Below are 21,911 nucleotides of genomic sequence, written 5' to 3' on the forward strand. Positions count from 1 at the left end.
TCTGACGTGAAGCCTAAGCGAGGGCACGAGGGATCAGAGTGGAGAGAGCTCGCAGCATCGCGCTGCGAACCATTATTCTCGTGCACAGGCTCGTGGTCCTCCGAGATGTGGATGACTTGACAACACCCATCACAGCAGGGCAACGAGCCGTTCTACGTCAGCGACGCGACGCTCCCCTTCACCACGAACCTTGAAAATCCCCACAACCTCTATGGAATTGAAGAAGGGGCGCTTCCCGGAATCGGGAAACGCCCCTTCAGTGCTAACGCCGTGGCGCTAGCGACGAGTCAATGGGGATCAGCCGTGGAACTTGTCGAATGCGTCCTTGCCCTTGTCGGCACCGTCAGCAATCTTGTCGCCGAGCTGGTCGGGAGCGACGTCCTGAGCCTTCTCGCTCGCCTTGTCAATCGCGCCGTCAACCTGAGCGTCGTGCTCCTTGGCGAAATCCTTGACCTTATCTTCGTTCTGTTCGAACGCGCCCTTGGCCTTGTTCAGTGCATCATCGAATCCCATGTCAAGTCCTTTCGTAGAGTCTCAACTGCGTGAGCCTCCCGTGTGGAAGCTACGACGAAAACGCTAGGGAAGAAACCTGGAGGGTTCGTGAACGTCGTCAGAGAAGAGTGCGCGAGGGTAAAAATGCGGTAAGGAGCGGCGCGCCACATGCCCGCCTCAGTGGCTCAGGGGCTCGGCTCGGATACCGTGGGAAGGTGAGTTGGTTTGGACGTTCAAAACGCGCGAAATCTCAGGGCAGTAAGAAGGCCGAGGATGACGCGCTGACTTCACGCGCGCGCGAAAGTCACGCGTGGGTGGGGCGATCGGCGAGCGCCGAGGGCGCCCGGGATGCTAGCGAGACCGAAAACGCGAAAAATGACGGCGGCTCGCATGCGGCCGAGGAGCCCACGCTCGAGATTCGTGACCCGCATGAGACGCGCGAAACGATGCACGAGTACACCGAAAGCAGTGTCGAGGACACCGGCGCGCACGTGTTCACCCCCGCGGCGTTCGACGACGATGATGACGTCACCGACCTGCAGGGTGCCCTCTCGCGCGTGCTCGTGACGGAAGCCAGCCGCGAGGAACGGATCGAGGAATCGCTTGCGACGTGGCGCACGGCTCTCGCGTCACTCGCCGGAGACCACGACTTCCTGACAGACATGCGCTCGGGTGTGTTTCTCGACCTCACGAACTCGCATCCGCAGGGGCTCGCCCACCTGTTTGCGAGCCGCGGCTCCACACGACTCTCTTCGCTCGTGCGCGAGGAAGCCTCCCTCGAGCGTGCGCGTGAAGCCGCATTCCAGATCCGCGAGAGTGCCCTCGCCCACGCCGAAAACCGCGGTCTCACGACGTGCCACCTCGCGATCGGGGAGGCAACCTGGGTGGATCTTTCGGGCGAGCAGGTGCATGCGCCGCTCCTTTTGCGTCCGCTCAACCTGCACGTGCGAGGTGGCGCCCGCGAGGACATCGACATCGACCTTGACGCCGCTGTCGACCTCAACCCCCTCGTGCTGAGGGCCCTTCGCGACGAAGGCGTCCTCATCGACGCCCGTGCGCTACTCGAACTCACCGACTCTCACCACGGTTTCGATCCGCAGCCGGTCCTCGACGCGTTCCGCTCGCTCGGGGAACCGCTTCCCGGTTTCCGCATCTCCCACGCTCTTGTCGTTGGCAACCTCGTGGATACCTCGGGCCCCATGCTCGAAGACTTCGATGTTCCGGCCGAGGACCTCGCGGACCTGCCGATCATCGGCGCGCTCGCGGGTGACGAAGAATCACGCGATGAACTCGCAGTTGAGCCTTCTTCAGAAGAGGAGGTGCCCGAGTCGGTCGCGAGCGCCGATGCCGATGCGCGCCTCATTGCCGAAAACCTCCAGGGGCGCCCCGCACTCGTGGTTCACGGCGCGCCAGGTCGCCCACTAGCGCCCACCGTCGTGGCGTTCGCGGCTGAACAGATCGCCGCCGGCAAACGCGTGCTTCTCGTGTCGCAAAGCTCGAGTCGACTCGCCGAGCTTCAGTCAGAAATCGAGGCCGCGGGCCTCGAGGACATCCTCCTTAGCCTCGTCCCCGACCCGCATCTCCAGCGCGAGGCGAGCCGCTCGATGCTGCTCTCGCTCGCGAAAGCAAGCTCGTTCGTGCCGCCCGTCAGTCTCGCTGAGCCCGAAGGGCTGGCAGAGGCGCGCGACGTGCTCACGGGGCACGTCGAGGCGATGCACCGTGTGCAGGAACCGTGGGGTGTGAGCGCCCACGAAGCGATCAATGAACTGGCCGATCTTGCACGCCGCCGCCCCGCGCCGCGCACGGGCGTGCGACTGACGTCGAACGTCGCCGTGGCGATCCTCAAGGATCGCGAACGGTACGAGCGACTCATGCGCGAGGCAGTCGAATCGGGCGCGCTCGGCATGGTTCCCGAGGACACCCCGTGGTACGGGGCCTCGATCACGAGCGAGCACCAGGCCAAGCGCGCACTCGAACTCGTGACCGAGCTCGATGAGGCCTCACTTCCGCAGCTTATAGAGCACGCCGAGGCTCTCGGTGCGCCGTGCAACCTTGAAAAGGCCCGCAGCTTCGCGGAGCTTCGGCACACGGTGCGCGTTCTCGATGCCATGCGCTCCCTTTTCCGCCACGTGCGCCCGGAGCTGTTCAACGAGAAAATCGACATGCTTCTCGCAGCGGTTTCCGACAAAACCTTCCGCGAGGAACACGGGGCGGTCATGGGCTTTGGCGAGCGTCGCCGCTGGAAGAAGCTCGCAAAATCGATGCTGCAACCGTCGGAAAACACGGAGAACTTGCGCGCGCACCTCCTGGCCGCTCAGGACATCCACCGCCAGTGGGAAGCGATCGCGACCGACGCTGGCCTCACCCCGGTTGTACCGAAGTCGCTCGGTGAGGTTGAGGCGCTCGTGGGTAGCACACAAAAGAGCCTCGATGAACTGCAGGTTCTTCTCGCGGGCACCGAGCAGGGCACCGACTTCGACAACACCGAACTTGGCGCGCTTCACGAACGCATGAAGGAGCTCAACGCGCGAAGTGAGGTGCTCGATGTTCTCCCTCGCCGCACGAAGGTCATGCGTGAACTTGAATTTGAGGGATTCACGGCGCTCCTTCGCGATATTCGCGGCCCGGAAATCACAAGTGACCTCGCCGTCGCCGAGCTCAATCTCGCGTGGTGGGTGAGCGTGCTCGAGTTCATCGCGCGCGCTGAACCGACCCTTTCGCAGTACGACGGTACGAAGCTTTCCCAGGTGGCCGAGCGCTATCGCCGCCTCGACGTGCACAATCTCAACGCCGGTCGCTTCCGGGTTCGCAAGCGCGTGGACGAGCTGCTCGTGGAAACCATGAAGCGTTTCCCGGAAACGTCGCGCAGCGCGATTATTGAGCTCAATACTCCGGGAACGATGAGCGTGCGCGACACTGCCGGGAAGTATCAGGACATCATGTTCCGTGCGCGGCCACTGTGGCTTGCTTCGCCGTTCATGGTGCCGCAAATGATTCCCGCCGGGCGCCACTTCGATCTCGTCATTCTCGCCGATGCTGCGCGACTCCCCACGGCCGCGGCGATCCCGGCAGTGTCGCGAGCGAGCCAGGCCGTGATCGTCGGCGACCCGTTTGACTTCGTTGATGGCGACGATGTTCGCGCCCACCACTCGGGCATGGCCCGCCTCCTCGACGAAGCGAGTGAAGTCGCGCCCGTGCTGCGGCTCGTGCGCGACACGCATCCCGCGACCGGCGGCGTGCGACGCTTCGTCGAGAACCGCGCGAAGGCGCTCGATGCGGGATGGGGTGCGCTGCTCGCGCCGCCGAGCCCCGAGCACATCGACGAGGACACCTTCATCTACGTCCCGGATGGCAGGGGCCCCGTGCGCCAGGGCGCGGAATTTGTGGAGTCGACCGACGCCGAGCTTCGCCGCGTCACCGACCTCGTGATCTACCACGCGCGCCACAACCCCGAGCGCTCACTCGCGGTCCTGACCCTCACACCCACGCATGCCAAGGCCGTCCAGGACTCGGTCATGCGGTCCGTGAGTCGCCTGCCCGATCTACACGACTTCTTCAACCCCGAGCGCGAAGAATTCTTCACGGTCGTGCCCGCGCAGGCGGCAACAGCGATCGTGCGCGACGACGTCATCGTGTCACTCGGCTTCGGTCTCACCCCCCACGATCGCCTCTTGCATCGCTTCGGCCCGCTGTCGACGGACGCCGGCCGCAGGGCCCTCCTCACGGTTTTGACCCGAGCCCGCTTCCACACGAGCGTCGTAAGCGCCGTGCGCAGCAGCGATCTCGAGGTGGATAGGCTTCGCACGGAGGGCGCGCGTGACCTGCGGCTTTTGCTTGAATTCCTCGAGGCTGGATTCTCGCAAAGCGTGCTTGATCACGAGGCTGCGGTAGAGATCGAGGAGCCGTCGGAACCTGCCGAGCAGAACGAGAGTGCCGACGCTAGCCCCGCCGAAACCGAACCCTCGGAACCGGTCGACGCCGGCGAGGATAGCGAGGGCGACGAGCCGGCTGACGAAGGCGAACCCGGAACTGCGGTCGAGGGCGAGGCTACCGACGATAATGCTCCTGAGCATCCCGCCGAACCGGACATCCCCGATAGCTCCGAAGCGCTCGTCGCTGACCTCGCCGACCGCCTGTGGCGCGCCGGTTACACGGTCGAACTCGATTACGGCCTGTCGAGCGAGCGCGTCGAACTCGCGATCGCCCACCCCGAGCTTCCCGGGCGCTACCTCGTCGCCGTCGCGACAGACGGCCCGCGCTACCGCGAAATCACGGACCAGCGTGAACGCGACCGCTTGAGCGCAGAGCGCCTTGAAGCGGCGGGATGGACTGTTGAGCGCGTCTGGTCGTGGGCCCTCTTCATCGATCCCGAGGGCGAAGCAGAACGCGTGATCAAGAGCGTCGAGCGCGCCTACCACGACTACCTCGAGCAGCAGGACATCAAAATCGGGCGGGGCGCTGCCCGCCATCGCTTGCCGAAGCCGAAGATCCCGGCCGGTCACCCGTTGAGCTTCTACGGACCGGACGACTTCGATCAGGTCGTCGCCTACATATGCTCGGACGGTCAGGCTCGATTCTCCGAGCAACTCGCTACGGAGGTGCGCGAGTTCCTGGCGTTTACCGAGCGCAGCGTCCTGCTCGACGTGTCAGTTTCAGCCGCGATTCGCCGCTACCTCGCGAAACAAAGCGAGGGAGAGGCTCGGTGAGCGAGAAAAAGGCTCGCAGCAGGCTCGTCGTTTCCTCCATCACGGGAAAGCCCATGGAGGTCGAGCCAGCGAAGGACCGCGTGATCCCGAAGCGGGCACCGGCCGATCGCGGCGACGACTCAAACGACGAGCGGCTCATGCGGGACGTGCCGCCGCACTGGGGCCGCACTCGATAGCGAAGGATGCGTGCAATGGCGAACCTTACTGACCTCACCGTCACCGTGATCGGCGCCGGCAACATGGGCGGCGCGGTCGCGCGTGCCATCCGCAAGGCCGGCGTCGGCGCCGACAGACTCGTTCTTCTCAACTCGAGTGCGACGTCCACGCAAGTGGCCGCTCAGGAGATCGGCGCCACGAGTGCGTTTGAACGCTTCGGGTCCGACGACACCCTCGCAGCCGCCGTTGCCGAATCCGACGTGATCGTGCTCGGCTTTAAGCCGTACCACCTCGACGACATGGCCCCCGCGATTGCCCCGCACGTGCGGAAGGACACGCTCATTGTGTCGCTTCTCGCCGGAGCGAGTCTCGCAACGCTCGGCGATGCTTTCGACGGGCACACGGCGCTCGTGCGGGCGATGCCGAACACGCCCATCGCGGTCGGTCGCGGCGTCGTGGGCCTCATGCCGGGCGACCACGCGAGCGAGGCTGAGCGCGCGCTTGCGCACGCCCTTTTCGCGCAGTCCGCGACCGTCGTCGACATTCCCGAACATCAGGTTCACGGCGTGATCGGCGCCGCCGGGAGCGCAAGCGCGTACTTCTTCCTCATCGTCGAGGCGATGATCGACGAAGCCGTCGCCCAAGGCTTCACGAGGGCCGTTGCCACGGATCTCGTGGTGGGCACCATGCTTGGAAGCGCAACCCTCCTGCACGAGACCGGTGAAACGCCCACGAGTGCGCGTTACGCCGTGACCTCACCGGGCGGTGCGACCGCGCAGGCCATCGCCGCACTTGAAGAAGGCGGGATCCGTGCGCTCATGGCACGCGGCATGAGAGCGGCCGCACAGGCGTCGCGGAAAATGGAAGAGCGCTAGGGGCGAGGCAATCGTCGGAACCCTTTACCCGGAAACTCGTGCTACGGGCGGTTAGAGAAACGCTCGATCAGCTCGGTGTGGCCGGAAACGATGAGCGTGTCGTGCGAGGAGACGACCGTTTCGGGCTCAGCGTAGGTGAAGTCGCGGCCCGGAGACTTCACGCCAACGACCGTGACACCGTACTTCGTGCGAATGTCTGATTCGCCAAGGGAAAAGCCCTGGATCTCGCGCGGCGGATGCATTTTCACGATCGCCCACCCGTCGTCGAACTCGATGTAGTCGAGGAGGCGACCGTTGACGAGGTGCGCGACCCGCTGACCCGCGTCTTTCTCGGGGAACACGACGTGGTGCGCGCCGATGCGCTCGAGAATCTTGCCGTGGGCAACCGAGATGGCCTTCGCCCAAATGACGGGGCCCGCGAGGTCCACGAGATTCGCGGTGATGAGCACGCTCGCTTCAATCGACGTGCCGACGCCAACGACGGCGACGTCAAAGCTGGACGCGCCAACCTGGTTGAGCGCTTCAATATTGGTGGCATCTGCCTCGACCACGTGGGTCAGTTTGCCCGAGTAATCCTGGACGAGATCAGCGCGTTTATCGATCGCGAGCACGTTCGTGCCGAGCGATTCGAGGTTGAGGGCCATCGACGCCCCGAAACGACCGAGGCCGACGATCAGGACGCTGCGGCCGAAGGAGCGGGAGTTTGCCATGTGTTCCAGCCTACCGGACTCAGCCGACGACGGGCCGTTCTTCGGGCAGGTGGATGACCCGTCGGCGGCTGCGCAGCGCGAGCGCCGCACCAAGGGTCATTGGACCGATACGCCCCACGTACATGCACACGATGATGACGTACTTCGCGGCAAGGCTGAGATCGCTCGTGATCCCTGTCGAGAGCCCAACCGTGCCGTACGCGCTCAGGACCTCGAACAGGACGCGATCGAGCGGGTAATCCGTCAGGCGCAGCATCGTCCACGTTGCGATCGCAACGAACAGCACGCTGATCACGAGAACGGCAATCGCCTGGCGAATCGTGTCGTACGGGATGCTGCGACCGAAAATCTCAATGTCGCGGTCGCCCCGTGCTTCCGCGATGATCGAGAGCACGAGCAGGGCGAACGTCGTGACCTTGATGCCACCACCCGTCGACCCTGAGCCGCCGCCGATGAACATGAGCAGATCCATGATGAGCCACGTGTCGGTGTTCATCGCGCCGATATCGAGAGTGGAGAAGCCGCCGGAGCGGGTCATGACGCTCGCGAATGTTGACGACAGCAGCTTCGTGTCGAAGCCGTGGCCACCAAGGGTGGCGGGGTTGTCCCACTCGGAAAGCAGAACTCCGACGGTGCCCGCGACCAGCAGGATGCTCGAGGTCCAAATCGTCAGCTTCGCGTGAAGACTCCAGCGCTCGGGCGTGCGCCAGTTTTGCACGAGCACGAGGATGACCGGGAAGCCGAGCGCGCCCACGAACACGGACGTGGCGATCGGGATCGAAAACCACGGATCCGCCATGTAGCGCGAAATGCCGCCAACCTCCGGGATGAACCCCGCGTTATTGAATGCCGAGATCGCGTAGAAAATCGAATTGAAGAGGGCGTACTTGAGGCTCGTTTCGTGGCGCAAGAGGAAGGGGACGAGGGCGATGAACGTCGCGATCTCGAACCCCGTTGAGGTGATAACGATCGTGCGCAAAACCCCGCCGACCTCGCTGAGCTTAGCGGCCTTGGTTTCGCGGGCCGTCACGATTCGCTGAGCCAAGCCCATATGCCGCATCACGCTCAGGCCAAGGAGCGAAGCGAGAGTCAAAACACCGAGACCGCCCACTTTGATCGCTGCCATGAGTACGACGAGCCCGAACGTTGACCAGTGGGTTTGCGTGGGTACGGTGACGAGGCCGGTGACGCACATGGCGCTCACAGCGGTGAAGAGGGCGTCAGCAAAGCGGGTGCGCTGACCGGACACGCTTGAAATGGGCAGTTCCAGGATGATCGTGAACAGCAGGATCATTGCCGTGAACACGAACAGTGCGAGGCGCGCGGGGGAGGTGCGGGCCGCTTCGCGCACGAGGCGCGAAATAAAAGACGTGATCGCGTTGAGGCGGCGCCGTGGTTTTAGGCGGGGGATGACGGGTGCTCCCACGGAGCCTCCTTTCGGCGCGAGAAGTGGAGCCGCGTTTACTCTATTCCCTTTCAGGGCGCGGGGCATGTTTGTGGGGGACCGGTGGGCCGCTCGGGTCCGACGGTTGTCGCGCTCCACTGCAGGCCCAGTTCGGTAGGCTTGTGTCATGGATGCACGTGCCGATTCCCCCCTTCTGTCGCCGCTCGCGCGACGCACGCGCGAGGCGAGTCTCCCTTTTGACATCGCCGGCGCGGCTGAGGCGCGCGAAAAGGCAGGGCATATTGCGCAGCAGATTGAGGACCACCTCGCACCGAGGCTTGCCTCTCTCGAGGCGCCGCTTCTCGCGGTAGTGGGCGGCTCGACCGGCTCCGGTAAGTCGACGCTCGTCAATGCCCTCGTGGGGGAGAACATTTCGCGCGCGGGGGCTTTGCGGCCGACGACGCGCCAACCGGTTCTCGTGCACAATCCCTCTGATGCGCAGTGGTTCGAAGGGGACAGAATCTTGCCCTCGCTTCCTCGCGTGCACATGAGTGCGTCAAGCCCCGAAGCGCGCGAACGCGGAGCTGGATTCGGCACGGCCCTTCACCTGGTCGAAAGCGAACGCGTGCCCCAGGGAATCGCACTTTTGGACGCGCCCGATATCGATTCGGTCAGCCGCGAAAACCGCGAGCTTGCTGGCCAGCTACTTCGTGCGGCAGACCTCTGGATTTTCGTGACAACCGCGCATCGGTACGCGGATGCGGTGCCGTGGCTCGCCCTCGCGCAAGCCGCGGAGCGCGAGGTGACCGTGGTCGTCATCATGAATCGCATCCCGCACAAGGACGGGGTTGCCGAAGATTTGACGTCGCACCTGGGAGCGATGCTCGCGGAGCGCGGCGTTATGACGGAGCGACTGCTTGCGATCCACGAGCAGGAGCTCGGCGAGGGGGAGATCCTCGAAACAGATGAGGTGCGCGAGCTTTCGGCGTGGCTGGGGGCGCTCGCCCGCGATAAGGAGGCGCGCAGCGCGATCGCGCGGCGCACCCTGCGCGGGGCGCTCGTGGCGACAGCGCAATCTCTCGACGAACTCGGCGAAGCGGTCGCCGCGCAGGAAGACGAACGGGATCGGCTTGCGGCGCTCGCGCGCGCCGAATTCGATGCGGCGAAGGATTCGATCGCGAACCTTACGCGCGACGGTGCGCTGCTGCGCGGTGAGGTTCTCGCGCGCTGGCAGGACGTCGTTGGCACCGGTGAGTTTTTCAAGGGCGTACAGGGGTGGGTGTCGCGCACGCGCGACCGCATCACCGCGGCTCTTACGGGACGCACGCGCCCGGTGGTCGCAGCCGAGAACGCGATTGAGACGGGCCTCGTGACCGTCGTCATCGACCAGGTTGCCAACGCTCGCTCGCGTACCGTTCGTGCGTGGAACTCGCATGCGGCAGGCGCGTCCCTGTTGCAGTCGAGCCCCGGCCTTGCCGTCACGCTTATGCAGGTGCCCGAAGGCTTCCGCCGCACTGTTGAGGATCAGGTACGGGCGTGGCAAAAGGACGTCCTTGACCTCGTCGAATCAGAGGGTTCAGACCGCCGCACGCAGGCACGAGTGCTGTCCCTCGGCGTGAACGTCGTGGGCATCGCGCTCATGGTCGTGGTGTTCGCCTCCACCGCCTTCATGCCGACTGGCCTCGAGGTAGGCGCGGGAACGGCGACGGCGCTCGTGGGGCAGAAACTTCTCGAATCGATCTTTGGCGATGAGGCCGTGAGGCGGCTCGCGAAGAAAGCGCGCGGAATGCTCGATTCGCGCATCGGCAACGTCGTGGACACACAAGCAACAGCTTTCGCTACGGCACTCGCTGCGCACCCCATCGCGACGGCATCGAGCACGATTCACAGCGATGCCGAGACCGTGCGTCAACTCATCGAGAACCTGGGTGGCCCCTCCGCTGCTCCCCGAAGGGGTGGGCAATAGTGAGCACTCGATCCGTCACGAAGACCCGCGGCCGACTCGACACTGCCGTGGAGGCCCTGAGCGGCGCGGTTGTGGAGGCGGAGCCGCTCCTCGACGATGCGACGCTCGAGGGCGCGCGTGCCGCGTGTGCGCGGCTCACGGAGCGTCTCGAGCATTCGAGCGAGCACACCGTGATCGGGCTCTTCGGGGCAACGGGATCGGGGAAATCCTCGCTCGTGAATGCGATCGTCGGTGAGGACATCGCGCGCGTTGCGCACAGGCGCCCCACGACCTCGAAAGCTCTCGCGATCCTCCCCGAGTCTGCGGATGAACACGTGGACGGCTCAGCGGCCTCGCTCCTTGACTGGCTCGAGATTCGCGAGCGGCACACGGTGGGCCGCGGATCCCTCCCGCAGGGAGCCATCCTCGTGGACCTCCCCGACTTCGATTCTGTCGAGAGCGCTAACCGCGAGATTGCCGAGCGTCTCGCCGGCACCGTCGATGTGCTCGTCTGGGTTACGGATCCCGAAAAGTATGCGGACGCCGTGCTGCACACCGAGTTCATTAGCCGCTTCGCGCGCCACGATGCGGTCACGATCGTCGTCGTGAACCAGGCCGATCGCCTCACGAAGGCCGACGGTGCGGCGGTGCGCTCCTCGATGAAGGCACTGCTTGCCGAGGACGGTCTTGCGAAAACAGAGGTATGCCTCGTGAGTGCCGTCGATGGCACCGGGCTCCCTCACTTGCGAGCTCAGATCGCCACCGTTGTCGAGTCGAAGCGCGCTGTTCTCGAGCGTCTGCTCGCGGACGCTCGCGCCGAGGGGGAGGCCATCGCGCGTGCGACCGGGGTGACCGTTTCGCGTAAGTCCGCCGAGATTCCTCGGCTCGCGCGAGAAGTACCAACCGTCGAGCTCGACCGACTCGAAGATGCCTGCGCTACCGCGGCCCAGGTGGACAAAATCTCTGAAGCAGTTGCGCAAAGCTACCGCACGCGCGCGGGTCGCCATACCGGCTGGCCGGCGCTGCGGTGGATTGGCGCGTTTAAGATTGACCCGCTCGAGCGCATGCGCGTCGGGCGGGGAGGTAACAGGCACCGCAAGGGAGATTCGGACGACGAATTCGTCGCACGATCCTCACTTTCGATCGATGCCCCTGGCGCACGTGCCCGGATGAATCGCGCGGTCGATGAGTTCGCGTTGGCTCTTGCCGGTCAGGCACCGGATCCGTGGCCGGGTCGTCTCGCGGACGCTCTCGAAGAGGAGAAGGACGCCCTTCCCGACGAGGTCGATTATGCCCTCACCCATACAGACTTTCGCGGAGCCGAAAAGTCGTGGACGTGGCTCCCGCTCAACATCGTGCAGTGGCTCTCGTTCCTAATGGCAATAGCGGGGCTCTTGTGGCTTCTCGCCCTTGCTGGCTTCGACTTCCTTCAGGTGCCGAAGCCGCCCATGCCGATGCTTGAGGGGCTGTGGGTTCCCGTGCCCGTACCGACGGCGATGATTATTGCGGGGCTTGGGCTCGGAATCGTGTTGGGTGCCCTTGCCGCGGTTCTCAATTCTTTCGTTGCGGCTTCCCGGAAGCGGCGGGCTCGTCGCGCGCTGCGATCCTCGCTTCGTGAGGCAGCGGAGCGCACAGTCGTTGCACGTGCCCAGGGGGAGCTTGATCGGGCGGCGCGCCTTGAGGCTTCCCTTGCCACGCTCGTGGCGTCGGTCTGAAACGTGCGCGTGAAGCCCCTCACGCTTCGTCAATGCCCTTTGAGCGCATTGGGGTGCAGCGCTAAAATAGTTCATTGTCTGTGTTTGTGGCCGCTGCCCCGCGAGAGGGTGGCCGCCCCGGCTGCGCTCGGCGCGTGCCGGCCACTGACACCTGGGCGGTGCCGCCGCCACCACGTACTGTAAGAAAAGAGGCAATCATGGGTTCCGTGATCAAGAAGCGTCGCAAGCGCATGTCGAAGAAGAAGCACCGCAAGCTTCTCCGCAAGACCCGCCACCAGCGCCGCAACAAGAAGTAAGGCGCAGCGGGCCAAAGCCCGCTTGTGCAGAAGGCCGCCGCCACTCCATCCGGAGGGCGGCGGCCTTCTTTGTGATTCATTCCAGGCTATAGCCCCCGGTTTCAATCTCGGCCCCTGGTTTCTGTTCTCGCTCCCGGATTCTAAGTGGCGAAAAATCGCCTCCTGGCGCGCCAAAACGCAACTCTCACGCCGTTTTTCACCACTTTCGAAAAGGCAGGCGGAGAGGGGAAAGGGAGGGGGCGGAGAGGAGAAGGGGGATGGATAGGGGGGATGGTGAGGCACACAAAGCACTAGGGCCCCTCCTCATGAGGAGGGGCCCTAGTGCCTGAACCGGGAGTTACTGGGCGGTGTTGCCGCACCCAGCCCTACGCTAGCCGCGGCGGAAAATGCGCGCTGCCGCACCAAAGAGCGGATTCGGGCGCCTCAGGCCGCGTACGAGGGCAGCCTTGAGCTCCTCTTCGTTCACGCGATAGACGGCGACAACGTCGCCGTCGACGGCGACAACGGGAATCTCAATCGACCAACGCCGCGCGAGCTCATCATTGGCTTCAATGTTGACGCGCTCGACCTCTTCACCCGTGAGCGCGGCGACGCGCGAGACTACCTCGGCTGCTTCCTCGCACAGGTGACAGCCGGGCCTTTCGAGCAGCACAATGCGCGCGCCGCTCGAGGAGACGAGGCCCGGCTCGGCGGATCCTTCGGGGGGTGTCATGCTGCCGCGGGCGCCGTGAACTCGACGTCGATCGTGATCGTGACCGTGTCGCCCACGAGAACGCCGCCGGCTTCGAGGGCCGCATTCCACGTGAGTCCAAATTCCTTGCGGGAGATCTTGGTCGTCGCCGAGAAGCCCGCGCGGTAGCTGCCGAAGGGATCGGTTGCGGCGCCTTCGTAGTCGACGTCAAGTTCGACTTCCTTGGTGACGTCTTTGATCGAGAGATCACCCTTGAGGGTTGTGCCGTCGAAGGCCGTCGAGGTGAAGGCCATGGCGGTGAACTGTTCGGCGTCGAAGAAGTCGGCGCTCTTGAGGTGGTTGTCGCGATCCTCGTTCCCGGTCGTGAGGGAGGCAATCTGGATCTCGGCATTGACGCGAGAGTCCTCGAGCTTTTCGCCGATGACCATGCGGCCGGAGACGTCGGTGAACTGCCCGCGAGTCTTCGAAACGCCGGCGTGACGAACGGTAAAGGCGACGGTGGTGTGCGAGGCATCGAGGGTCCAGGTTCCCTGCGTGAGGCCTTCGGGAAGTGCGGTCATGGGGTTCTCCTTTTCTGCCGTGGATTGGGGCGGGCGTGTTCCACAACCCCAGAAGTTGAAAACTAAACTAAAACCTGATGTGTGGTGTTGTCAACCCTCGCGACCTGCCCTCGCTGCCGCTCAGGAGGTGAGGTGGGGGACACCCTTTCGTGCACCCGGGTCCCCATACGCGCATAATAGGAGGCGTTTTCATGCACTATCCGAGAGTTTGAGCGAAAGGGGCCGCAGGTGGCGAACGAGGACGTCGGGCAGGAGGTCCCGTGGCTCGACCTCGAGGAACAAGAGGCATGGCGCACCTACCTTTTCACGACCACGCGCCTCAAGGATCGCCTCTCGCAGACCCTCGAGCAGGATCCACGAATCGACCTTTCGCTCCCCGAGTACGAAATTCTCGTACGGCTGAGCGAGAGCGAAAGCGACTGCGTGCGCATGTCGGATCTCGCCCAACAGGTCGTCCACTCGCGCTCTCGGCTCACGCACACGGTGGCGCGCATGGAAAAGCGCGGTCTGGTGGCGCGGGAGCGTTCGGTGTCCGACGGTCGCGGGCGCGTCGCCGTGTTGACGGCCGCGGGCCGCGAGCTGCTCGAGCAAGCGGCGCCGGTGCATGTGAGAAGCGTGCGTGAATTTCTTCTGGAGCCGCTGGGTAGAGAGGATTTTCTCGAGCTTGCTCGCATCCTCGATAAGCTCGTGAGTGATGAGGACCGCGAGTGCATTGAGTTTTCCGCCGGCGAGCGGGACTAGAGGCTAGGCTGGACGGCCAAGGCTTTGTGGTCGCTTCGTGGCCACTCTTTCTACCTTCGAGAGGGGCTTATGACTGAGACGATCGTTCACCTGGTTCGGCACGGTGAAGTGCATAACCCGGGAAAGATCCTCTATGGACGCCTGCCCGGCTATCGCCTTTCGGAGCGCGGTGAACAGATGGCCCGCTTGACGGGCGCGGCTCTTGCGGAGCGTGACATCGCGAAGGTGGTGGCCTCTCCACTGTTGCGCGCGCAGCAAACGGCAAAGCCGATCGCTGAACCGCACGGGCTTGAGATTGAGACTGACGAACGCCTCACGGAGGCCCTCAATCACTTTGAAGGCCACAGGATTGGCCACGGCGAAGCGAGCTTCACCAATCCGAAGAACTGGAAGTACTTCGTGAACCCGTTTCGCCCGAGTTGGGGCGAGCGATACCGCGACCAGGTGGATCGCGTCATGGCGGCGGTGCGCGATGCTCGATACGCCGCCGAGGGGCACGAGGCAGTGCTCGTGCTGCACCAGCTGCCAATCTGGCTCACGCGCCGCGCCGCAGAGCACAAGCCGATGTTGCACGACCCGCGCAAGCGTGAATGCGGCCTCGCATCCGTGACCTCCCTCGTGTTCAGCGGGGAGCATCTTGATCACGTCGAGTATGCGGAGCCTGCCGCCGCGCTCTACGAGGGCGCGGTGGATGCCACGGGAGGGAAGCTCACATGAGGAACGTATCTTTCACGCGTCGTGCGGCGCTGGCTCTTCCCTTGGGGATTGTGGGCCTCGCGGGTTGCGCGAGCACGGATACCTCCGCGCGCTACGACACCGGCTACGTTGAAGGCTCGGGCGTGAGCACCGAAATCGCGGTCGACAAGCGCGGCGATGCCTACGACTTCTCGGGCGAGACATTTAGTGGCGAGACTTTCACGCTGAGTGAGAAGCGTGGCGCCCCGGTCGTGCTCAACGTGTGGTACGCCTCGTGTGCACCATGCCGCAAGGAGGCTCCCGACCTCGTCAAACTCCACGACACCTACGCGAGCAAAGGCGTGACGTTCGTCGGCGTGAACGTGCGAGACGAAGCCGGTCCTGCCCAGGCGTTTGAGCAAAAGTTTTCGATTCCCTACCCGTCGATCCCCGACCGGGACGGCACCATCATGTATGCACTTCGCGGGCAGGTCTCCCCGAATGCCGTGCCCTCAACTCTCGTGTTTGACGCGAAGGGGAGGGTTGCCGCGCGTATCTCCGGCCTCGCCGACCCCTCGATCCTTGGCGCGATGATCGATCGGGTCCTCTCCGAATGACCGAAATCCAGCACGTGTTTGCGAGCACTGTTCTCGACGGTTCGCTTCTTCTCGCCGCTGCCGTGAGCGCGCTCGCGGGGATCGTGGCATTCATGTCGCCGTGCGTATTCCCGGTCGTTCCCGGCTACCTCGCCTACGTCTCCGGCTTGGCCGGCCAGAGGGAAGAGAAGAATAATCGCACCGGTCGCCTCGCCCTGGGAGCTTTTCTGTTTGTGCTGGGCTTTACCGCGATCTTCATGGTCATGGGCGGTTTCGTTGGGGCCATTGGGTACACCCTCAGCGCACACACCACGTGGATCAACCGCATTGCAGGCGTCCTCGTGATTCTTATGGGACTCCTGTTCATCGGCCTCTTCCCGCGTCTGAGCGGGGAGATGCGCGTGAAGAAACGGCCCGATGCCGGACTGTGGGGCGCCCCGCTCATGGGCATCATCTTCGGTTTCGGTTGGACGCCGTGCATCGGACCGACGTTCGCCGCCGTGAGCACGCTCGCTCTCGACGGCGGGAGCGCGAGTCGCGGCGCGCTCCTCGCCCTCGCCTATTCGCTCGGTCTCGGCCTCCCGTTTCTCGCGTTCGCCCTTCTCTTTGACCGCGCACTGACGTGGTCGGCGTGGCTCAAGAGTCATCGTCGATCCGTCACCGTGGCCGGCGGTGCGCTACTCATCGTGATCGGCACGCTGCTTCTCACGGGGCAGTGGAGCGCCTGGATGGCGCAGCTTGCCACGTGGACCGGCTCGTTTACGACCGTCATATGACCGGCCCGAATCACACGAAAGGAGAAGCCGCGGTGAAAGCCCAGCAAGCGTCGGACACCCCCGACCCCACTCCCGCTAGCGAGCCCACCCTGCCGCGTCTCGGCCTGCGCGGAAGCTTGCGCTTCATCTGGCGCCAGCTCACGAGCATGAACACGGCGCTCGTGCTGCTTCTTCTGCTCGCGGTCGCGGCTGTGCCCGGGTCGCTTTTGCCGCAACGCTCCGTGAATCCCGCGCAAACGGATCAGTTCTTGGCCGAGAACGGCTGGTGGGGCGAGCTTCTTGACTGGGCAGGATTCTTCGAGGTTTTTACCTCGCCGTGGTTTAGCGCGATTTACCTTCTGCTGTTCATTTCCCTCGTGGGCTGTGTGCTTCCGCGCTGCGTGACATACGCGCGTCAGGTTGTCGCGCAGCCGCCCCGCACGCCGCGCCGGCTTACGCGCTTCACTGGCTACACGAGACGTCCTGTCGAGGCAGCCACGGCGAAGGATATCCAGGATCGCGCCGGAAAGCGCCTCAAGCGGACCGGCTATCGCGTGCGGCACCTCGAGGAGGAAACGGGTGCGCTGAGCGTGAGCGCCGAGCGCGGGTATTTGCGCGAAGCCGGCAATCTCGTGTTTCACATCGCGCTCCTCGGCGTCCTCATCGGCGTGGGGCTCGGCTATCTCACGTCATATCGCGGGCAAATCACCGTCGTCGAGGGGGAGGGGTTTGCGAACTCTCTGACCGGCTACGACACGTTTGAGTCGGGCGCGTGGTTCAATCCCGACGATCTCCCGCCGTTCCGCTTCACGCTCGACGAGTTTCGCGCGGAGTTCTCGACCGATACCTCGAATCCGAAGGCCTTCGGGCTGCCCACGAAGTTCGAGGCGGACCTTACCGTTGAGGCACCGAGCCGCGAAACATTCCGCAAGCGCGTGCGCGTGAACGAGCCCCTCGAGGTCGATGGCGCGAGCGCGTTTCTTCTCGGCAACGGCTACGCCCCCATCCTCACCGTGCGTGACCCCGAGGGGAACGTCGTCGCGGACGGGCCCGTTCGTGCCGTCTCGAACGACAAAAACTACACCGGCCAGATCGTGTTGAAGATACCCGATGCGTCCCCGAAGCAAATGGCTCTCGTGGGGATCTTCGCGCCGACGGCCGTCGTCGATGAGCGCGGCCCCCACTCGACATACGCGGGCCTCGTGGAACCGAAGCTCTTCCTCACGGCGCACACCGGTGACCTGGGCCTCGATGCCGGCGTGCCCACCAACGCCTATCAGATCGACGTCTCCACGCTTGACCAAGTGACCCAAGCCGATGGGAAACCTCTGCTCATGAGCCTTTCGCCCGGGGAGAGCTTCGATCTTCCCGATGGCTCGAGCATCGAGTTTCGCGGCGTCAAGCGCTATGCTGCTTTCGACGTGAAGCATGACCCCTGGCAGGGTTTCACGCTTGCGATGGCGCTCACCGCGGCCGCTGGCCTCATGCTTTCGCTCTTCATCCCGCGCCGCCGCCTGTGGGTGCGCGCGATCCCCGCGGGCGAAGGCGTAGAGATCGAGGTTGCTGGTCTTGCGCGTAGCGAAGACTTCGCCCTCGCGAACGACGTGGCCCGCCTCGCCGACCACCTCGCGCCTGCCTCCCCCTCCGCCGTTCCTCGAGGAAAAGGACCCCGTCAGTGAATTTTCAGCAGCTCGCCGCGGCATCGGATTTCTTCATCCTGCTCGCGATGGTCGTGTACATGATGGCGTTCGTCGCCTTTGCCATCGATCTCGCGAAAGCGGTTCGGGTGCGCTCGGATGTGCGCCTCGCGAAGAAAGCGCGCGAGCGTGAGCTCGCCACCGTCGGCGCGCCTGCGAGCTCCAATTTCGCCGGCTCTGCCCCTGCCGCGGATCTCGACCTTTCTGACGGCGCCGACGATGCCGAGGCCGAACTCACGCCTGCACGTGGAATGAGTCCGCTGAGCTTCGCCCTGGGGGCTGCGACGATCGCGACCGCCTTCCAGCTCCTCGGCGTCATTGCGCGCGGTATCGCGACTCAGCGTGTGCCGTGGGGCAACATGTACGAGTTCTCGATGACCGGGGCGGCCGTCATCATGGCAATATTTCTGCTGCTCGCGCACCGAGTGCGGGACATGCGTAGGCTTGGACTCTTCGTGCTTACGCCCGTCCTTTTCATTATGGTCATCGCGTACACGTCGTGGTATTTGCCGGCCGCGCACCTCACGCCGAGCCTCCAGAATTCGCCGTGGCTCGTGATTCACGTGATCGTGGCGATCCTCTCGATGGCCCTGTTCTCCCTGTCCGCCGTTGTCGCGCTGCTGCAGCTGCTCCAGCATTCGCGTGAGAGTCGCCTCGAGGCGGGGAATGAGGCGGGCTCGTCGCTTCTCGAGCGGGTGCTCGAGCGGGTTCCCAACGCCAAGCGCCTCGAGCAGGTTGCATTTCAAACGACGGCCGTGGGCTTTGTGCTGTGGACGTTCACGCTGATCTTTGGTGCTATTTGGGCGAACTATGCGTGGGGGCGCTACTGGAACTGGGATCCGAAGGAAACGTGGACGTTCGTCATTTGGATCGTGTACGCGGTGTACCTCCACGCGCGCGCGACGGTGGGTTTCCGAGGAAAGACCGCCGCGTACTTCTGCATCGCCGGTTTCGTGTGCGTGATCTTCAATTACACGATCGTCAACACGGTCATCAACGGCTTGCATTCGTACTCGGGCCTGTAAATGTCGGTGCGTGAGTGCGACGTCTTCCGCAAACCTGGGACCGCGCGCGCGATCCAGTGGGAACGCGCGGGTCTCGAGTGGCTTGAGGAGGCCGCGACGAGCGGTGGTGCTCGGGTGGTCGGGATCGTGGGGTCCGACGCCTCCCAGCTGTGCCTCGAACGCATTTCGCACGTAGCGCCTAGCGCGCGTGCGGCGCGCGACTTTGGCGCGGCACTCGCCGTGACGCATGGCGCTGGTTGCGGCCGCGCGAGTGAGAGTGGCGAGCGGAGTTTCGGGCTCGGGCCGGTCGATGCCGAAGGCCGCGCGTGGCGGGGAGACGGTCTCCAGGGGCCCGCGGGCGAGCAGCTTGCGCTTCCCCTCGCGCAGGAAGGCGAGTACCTTTCGTGGGGCGCGATGTTCGCGAATGCGCGGGTCGACCCGCTCGTGCGCGCGTCGGGGGATCTGTTCGACGCGGAGCAGCGCAAAGTTTTCAGGCGTCTCATGTCGAGGCTGTGCGCCGGTGATTTTGATGACGACGAGCCTCCCGCACGTGTCCACGGTGATCTGTGGGCGGGCAACGTGCTTTTTGATTCCGAGGGGGCAGTGTTGATCGATCCCGCGGCGTATTCCGGCCACCGTCTGGATGACCTCGCGGCCCTTCACTTGTTCGGAGCGCCGCATCTCGCCCACGTGGTCGAAGGCTACGAAGCAGCGCATCCACTCGCGCATGAGTGGCGAGACGTTCTCGCTCTCCATTCGCTGCATCTTGTGCTCCTGCACGCCGCACTTTTTGGCGGCGGGTACGCCGGCGAGGCGCTCACGATCGCGCGGCGCTACGCCTAGGATTAATACCCGTCAGGGAACAACCCTTGGTTCGGAGGAACCCCGTGATCACCACCGCTGTAATTCTCGCCCGCGGCCTTGGCACGCGCATGCGCGCTGAGGGCGAAAGCACGAGCTTGAGTGCCGAGCAGGCTGCCGCCGCAAGCCTCGGCTACAAGGCGCTCATGCCGATCGGCGCGCATCGCCTCATCGACTATTCGCTCAGTGCGCTTGCGGATGCGGGCATCACGCGGGCCGTCGTCGTTGTCGCGCCCGAACACGAGGCGTTCAGCGCGCATGTCCGCGCGCTCGCGCCGAGCCGCCTGCGCATTGACTTTGCGGTCCAGGATGAGCCTCTCGGCACGGCGAACGCCCTCGCGAGCGCTGCGAGCGTCGTGGTGGAGGAGTCGATGCTCATGGTCAACGGCGATAACCTCTACCCGCGCGAAGCCCTCGAGGCCATGGCGAAGGTGTCGGGGAGCGCAATCGCGGGCTTTGACCGGGCGTCGCTCATCGAAAACAGCAACATTCCCGCCGAGAGAATCGCCTCGTTCGCGCTCATCAGGCACGAGGGCAACCGCCTGACCGGCATGATCGAGAAACCGTCCGAGTCCGAACGTGCCGAGTTTGGCGAGAGCGCACCGGTGTCGATGAACCTTTTCGCGTTCGATCCGTCCATCTTTGAGGCGTGCCGAAGCATCGCGCCGTCGGCCCGCGGCGAGTACGAGATCGTCGATGCCGTCATGGCGCTCGAAAGCGTGCAGGTCGTGCCGGTGTCGGGCGGGGTGCTCGACCTCTCGCGCCGCGATGATATCGCCGATGTTCAGGCGCGCCTCTCCCACGTGGACGTGCGCCTGTGACCGGGTGGCGGGTTCCGGGCCGCATCGAAGTCCTCGGAAAACACACTGACTACGGGGGCGGCCAGGTGCTCGTATCGGCGGTGAGCCGGGCCGTGACGGTGCGCGGGCGGAACAAGCCCGACGCTTCCTCGACATTCACCATCCGCACGTCGCTCAGTAGCGAGCCGGCCGAACTCACCCCGCTGCGCGACCCAAAGTTGCCGAACGGCCACTGGGCCCACTACGTGCAAACGGCGCTCAACCGCCTCACGGCGAACTTCGGTCCGCTTGCTCCGGCTGAACTCACCATTGACTCGGATCTGCCACCCGCCTCGGGGATGAGCAGTTCGTCCGCGGTCCTCACGGCGGTGGCACTCACTCTCGCGGACCTCAACGACCTTCCCGCGCGTGAAGAGTGGACGCGAAACATCGACAATCGCGTGGATCTCGCGGGGTACGCCGCCTCGATCGAAAACGGGAAGCGGTTCAAAGACCTCGCGGGTCTCACGGGCGTGGGCACGTCGGGCGGGTCGCTCGATCACACCGGGATGCTCGCGACGCAGCCGGGCGCGCTCAGCCACGTGGTGTTTGATCCGCCGACGGTTCTCGGCACCTCGTCGCTTCCTGAAGATCTGGTGTTCGTCATCGCCGTGAGCGGGGTCCTCGCCGAAAAGACGGGTGCGGCGCGCGAGGCGTACAACCGTGGGCCTGCTGCGCTCGGGGCGGTGCTCGAAGCGTGGAACGAGCAGCAGGGACGCGATGATTCATCGCTTCACCGCGTCTTGCGAGAGCTGACCGGGAGCAGTGATCCCTCATTGCCCGTGGATCGCTCCTCGCGCGAGCTCGATCCGCTCAGGCGCGTCGCTCCCGAGGGGTATGCGAGTCAGAGGCTCGAGCAGTTCATCGAGGAGTCCGAGGTGCTCGTGCCCGAGGCTGCCGCAGCCCTCAATCGAGGGGATATCGACGCGTTTTCGGCGATCGTGTTGCGCTCGCAGGACCTTGCGGAACGAAAGCTCGGCAACCAGATTCCGGAAACCATCGAGCTTGTTCGCTCGGCACGCGCGCTCGGGGCTCGTGCCGCCTCCGCGTTCGGTGCAGGGTTCGGCGGGAGCGTGTGGGCGCTCGTTTCTCGCGCGGATGCCGCGGCGTTTGCGCGCCAGTGGAAGCGCGAATACGAGGCAACATACCCGCAGCACTCTGCTACAACCCTCATGTCCGAGCCCGGAGCGCCGGCAAACCGCCTCTAGCTCAG

General features: G+C 64.6%; 20 protein-coding genes. 15 read left to right on the plus strand and 5 right to left on the minus strand.

The window, feature by feature from the left end; all coding sequences use genetic code 11:
* Positions 1-297: 297 nt before the first annotated feature.
* Positions 298-513 carry an Rv0909 family putative TA system antitoxin gene (locus HMPREF1484_RS05110; RefSeq protein WP_016663957.1) on the minus strand — a complete coding sequence of 72 codons (216 nt, stop codon included), beginning with the start codon at positions 511-513 and terminating at the stop codon, positions 298-300.
* 194 nt (positions 514-707) lie between these two features.
* Between HMPREF1484_RS05110 and HMPREF1484_RS05115 the strand changes: the two genes are divergently transcribed.
* The 3 genes from HMPREF1484_RS05115 to proC are packed head-to-tail and all read left to right on the plus strand — an operon-like array spanning position 708 to position 6,229.
* Positions 708-5,198: a hypothetical protein gene (locus HMPREF1484_RS05115; protein ID WP_051120628.1), complete on the plus strand. Its 4,491-nt coding sequence runs from the start codon at positions 708-710 to the stop codon at positions 5,196-5,198.
* Entirely contained in the window at positions 5,195-5,374 is a 180-nt protein-coding gene (locus tag HMPREF1484_RS05120) for a hypothetical protein (protein ID WP_016663959.1), read from the plus strand. Before HMPREF1484_RS05115 ends, HMPREF1484_RS05120 begins: the two co-directional genes overlap by 4 nt.
* A gap of 15 nt (positions 5,375-5,389) precedes the next feature.
* The gene (proC, locus tag HMPREF1484_RS05125; RefSeq protein WP_016663960.1) at positions 5,390-6,229 is read left to right on the plus strand and encodes a pyrroline-5-carboxylate reductase; all 840 of its coding nucleotides are present in this window, start codon (positions 5,390-5,392) and stop codon (positions 6,227-6,229) included.
* Positions 6,230-6,270: 41 nt separating this feature from the next.
* Here proC and HMPREF1484_RS05130 read toward each other — a convergent pair whose 3' ends face one another.
* Positions 6,271-6,939 (minus strand): TrkA family potassium uptake protein, encoded by a 669-nt coding sequence (locus tag HMPREF1484_RS05130; RefSeq protein WP_016663961.1) that lies wholly within the window; start codon positions 6,937-6,939, stop codon positions 6,271-6,273.
* A 19-nt stretch (positions 6,940-6,958) separates the two neighbouring features.
* A complete protein-coding gene (locus tag HMPREF1484_RS05135; RefSeq protein WP_016663962.1) occupies positions 6,959-8,365 on the minus strand; it encodes a TrkH family potassium uptake protein in 1,407 nt (468 codons plus the stop codon).
* Between the two features lie 145 nt (positions 8,366-8,510).
* Between HMPREF1484_RS05135 and HMPREF1484_RS05140 the strand changes: the two genes are divergently transcribed.
* The 3 genes from HMPREF1484_RS05140 (at position 8,511) to HMPREF1484_RS11250 (ending at position 12,279) form a co-directional block, all read left to right on the plus strand.
* Positions 8,511-10,289, plus strand: coding sequence for a dynamin family protein (locus tag HMPREF1484_RS05140; RefSeq protein WP_016663963.1), 1,779 nt, complete (start codon positions 8,511-8,513; stop codon positions 10,287-10,289).
* A complete protein-coding gene (locus HMPREF1484_RS05145; RefSeq protein WP_016663964.1) occupies positions 10,289-11,983 on the plus strand; it encodes a GTPase family protein in 1,695 nt (564 codons plus the stop codon). The genes HMPREF1484_RS05140 and HMPREF1484_RS05145 overlap by 1 nt, the downstream gene beginning before the upstream one ends.
* 197 nt (positions 11,984-12,180) lie before the next feature.
* Positions 12,181-12,279 (plus strand): 30S ribosomal protein bS22, encoded by a 99-nt coding sequence (locus HMPREF1484_RS11250; protein ID WP_005504750.1) that lies wholly within the window; start codon positions 12,181-12,183, stop codon positions 12,277-12,279.
* A gap of 370 nt (positions 12,280-12,649) precedes the next feature.
* Here HMPREF1484_RS11250 and HMPREF1484_RS10930 read toward each other — a convergent pair whose 3' ends face one another.
* Both HMPREF1484_RS10930 and HMPREF1484_RS05155 read right to left on the minus strand, forming a co-directional pair.
* Positions 12,650-12,991, minus strand: coding sequence for a glutaredoxin family protein (locus HMPREF1484_RS10930; protein WP_016663965.1), 342 nt, complete (start codon positions 12,989-12,991; stop codon positions 12,650-12,652).
* The gene (locus tag HMPREF1484_RS05155; RefSeq protein ID WP_016663966.1) at positions 12,988-13,530 is read right to left on the minus strand and encodes a YceI family protein; all 543 of its coding nucleotides are present in this window, start codon (positions 13,528-13,530) and stop codon (positions 12,988-12,990) included. The genes HMPREF1484_RS10930 and HMPREF1484_RS05155 overlap by 4 nt, the downstream gene beginning before the upstream one ends.
* A gap of 228 nt (positions 13,531-13,758) precedes the next feature.
* Here HMPREF1484_RS05155 and HMPREF1484_RS05160 point away from each other — a divergent pair, with 228 nt between their 5' ends.
* From HMPREF1484_RS05160 to HMPREF1484_RS05200, 9 genes are all read left to right on the plus strand, one after another.
* Positions 13,759-14,271, plus strand: coding sequence for a MarR family winged helix-turn-helix transcriptional regulator (locus HMPREF1484_RS05160; RefSeq protein WP_016663967.1), 513 nt, complete (start codon positions 13,759-13,761; stop codon positions 14,269-14,271).
* 69 nt (positions 14,272-14,340) lie between these two features.
* Positions 14,341-14,988: a histidine phosphatase family protein gene (locus tag HMPREF1484_RS05165; protein ID WP_016663968.1), complete on the plus strand. Its 648-nt coding sequence runs from the start codon at positions 14,341-14,343 to the stop codon at positions 14,986-14,988.
* Entirely contained in the window at positions 14,985-15,563 is a 579-nt protein-coding gene (locus HMPREF1484_RS05170; RefSeq protein ID WP_016663969.1) for a TlpA disulfide reductase family protein, read from the plus strand. Before HMPREF1484_RS05165 ends, HMPREF1484_RS05170 begins: the two co-directional genes overlap by 4 nt.
* A 5-nt stretch (positions 15,564-15,568) precedes the next feature.
* A complete protein-coding gene (locus tag HMPREF1484_RS05175) occupies positions 15,569-16,318 on the plus strand; it encodes a cytochrome c biogenesis CcdA family protein (protein ID WP_156979633.1) in 750 nt (249 codons plus the stop codon).
* 32 nt (positions 16,319-16,350) lie between these two features.
* A complete protein-coding gene (locus tag HMPREF1484_RS05180) occupies positions 16,351-17,976 on the plus strand; it encodes a cytochrome c biogenesis protein ResB (protein WP_016663971.1) in 1,626 nt (541 codons plus the stop codon).
* The gene (gene ccsB, locus HMPREF1484_RS05185) at positions 17,973-19,019 is read left to right on the plus strand and encodes a c-type cytochrome biogenesis protein CcsB (RefSeq protein WP_016663972.1); all 1,047 of its coding nucleotides are present in this window, start codon (positions 17,973-17,975) and stop codon (positions 19,017-19,019) included. The genes HMPREF1484_RS05180 and ccsB overlap by 4 nt, the downstream gene beginning before the upstream one ends.
* Positions 19,020-19,841: a fructosamine kinase family protein gene (locus HMPREF1484_RS05190; protein ID WP_016663973.1), complete on the plus strand. Its 822-nt coding sequence runs from the start codon at positions 19,020-19,022 to the stop codon at positions 19,839-19,841. It begins immediately after the preceding gene.
* Positions 19,842-19,885: 44 nt separating this feature from the next.
* Positions 19,886-20,680 carry a nucleotidyltransferase family protein gene (locus HMPREF1484_RS05195; RefSeq protein ID WP_016663974.1) on the plus strand — a complete coding sequence of 265 codons (795 nt, stop codon included), beginning with the start codon at positions 19,886-19,888 and terminating at the stop codon, positions 20,678-20,680.
* Positions 20,677-21,906 carry a galactokinase family protein gene (locus tag HMPREF1484_RS05200; RefSeq protein ID WP_016663975.1) on the plus strand — a complete coding sequence of 410 codons (1,230 nt, stop codon included), beginning with the start codon at positions 20,677-20,679 and terminating at the stop codon, positions 21,904-21,906. The genes HMPREF1484_RS05195 and HMPREF1484_RS05200 overlap by 4 nt, the downstream gene beginning before the upstream one ends.
* Positions 21,907-21,911: the final 5 nt, after the last annotated feature.

Source organism: Dermabacter sp. HFH0086, from assembly GCF_000413375.1.
Lineage (GTDB): Bacteria > Actinomycetota > Actinomycetes > Actinomycetales > Dermabacteraceae > Dermabacter > Dermabacter hominis.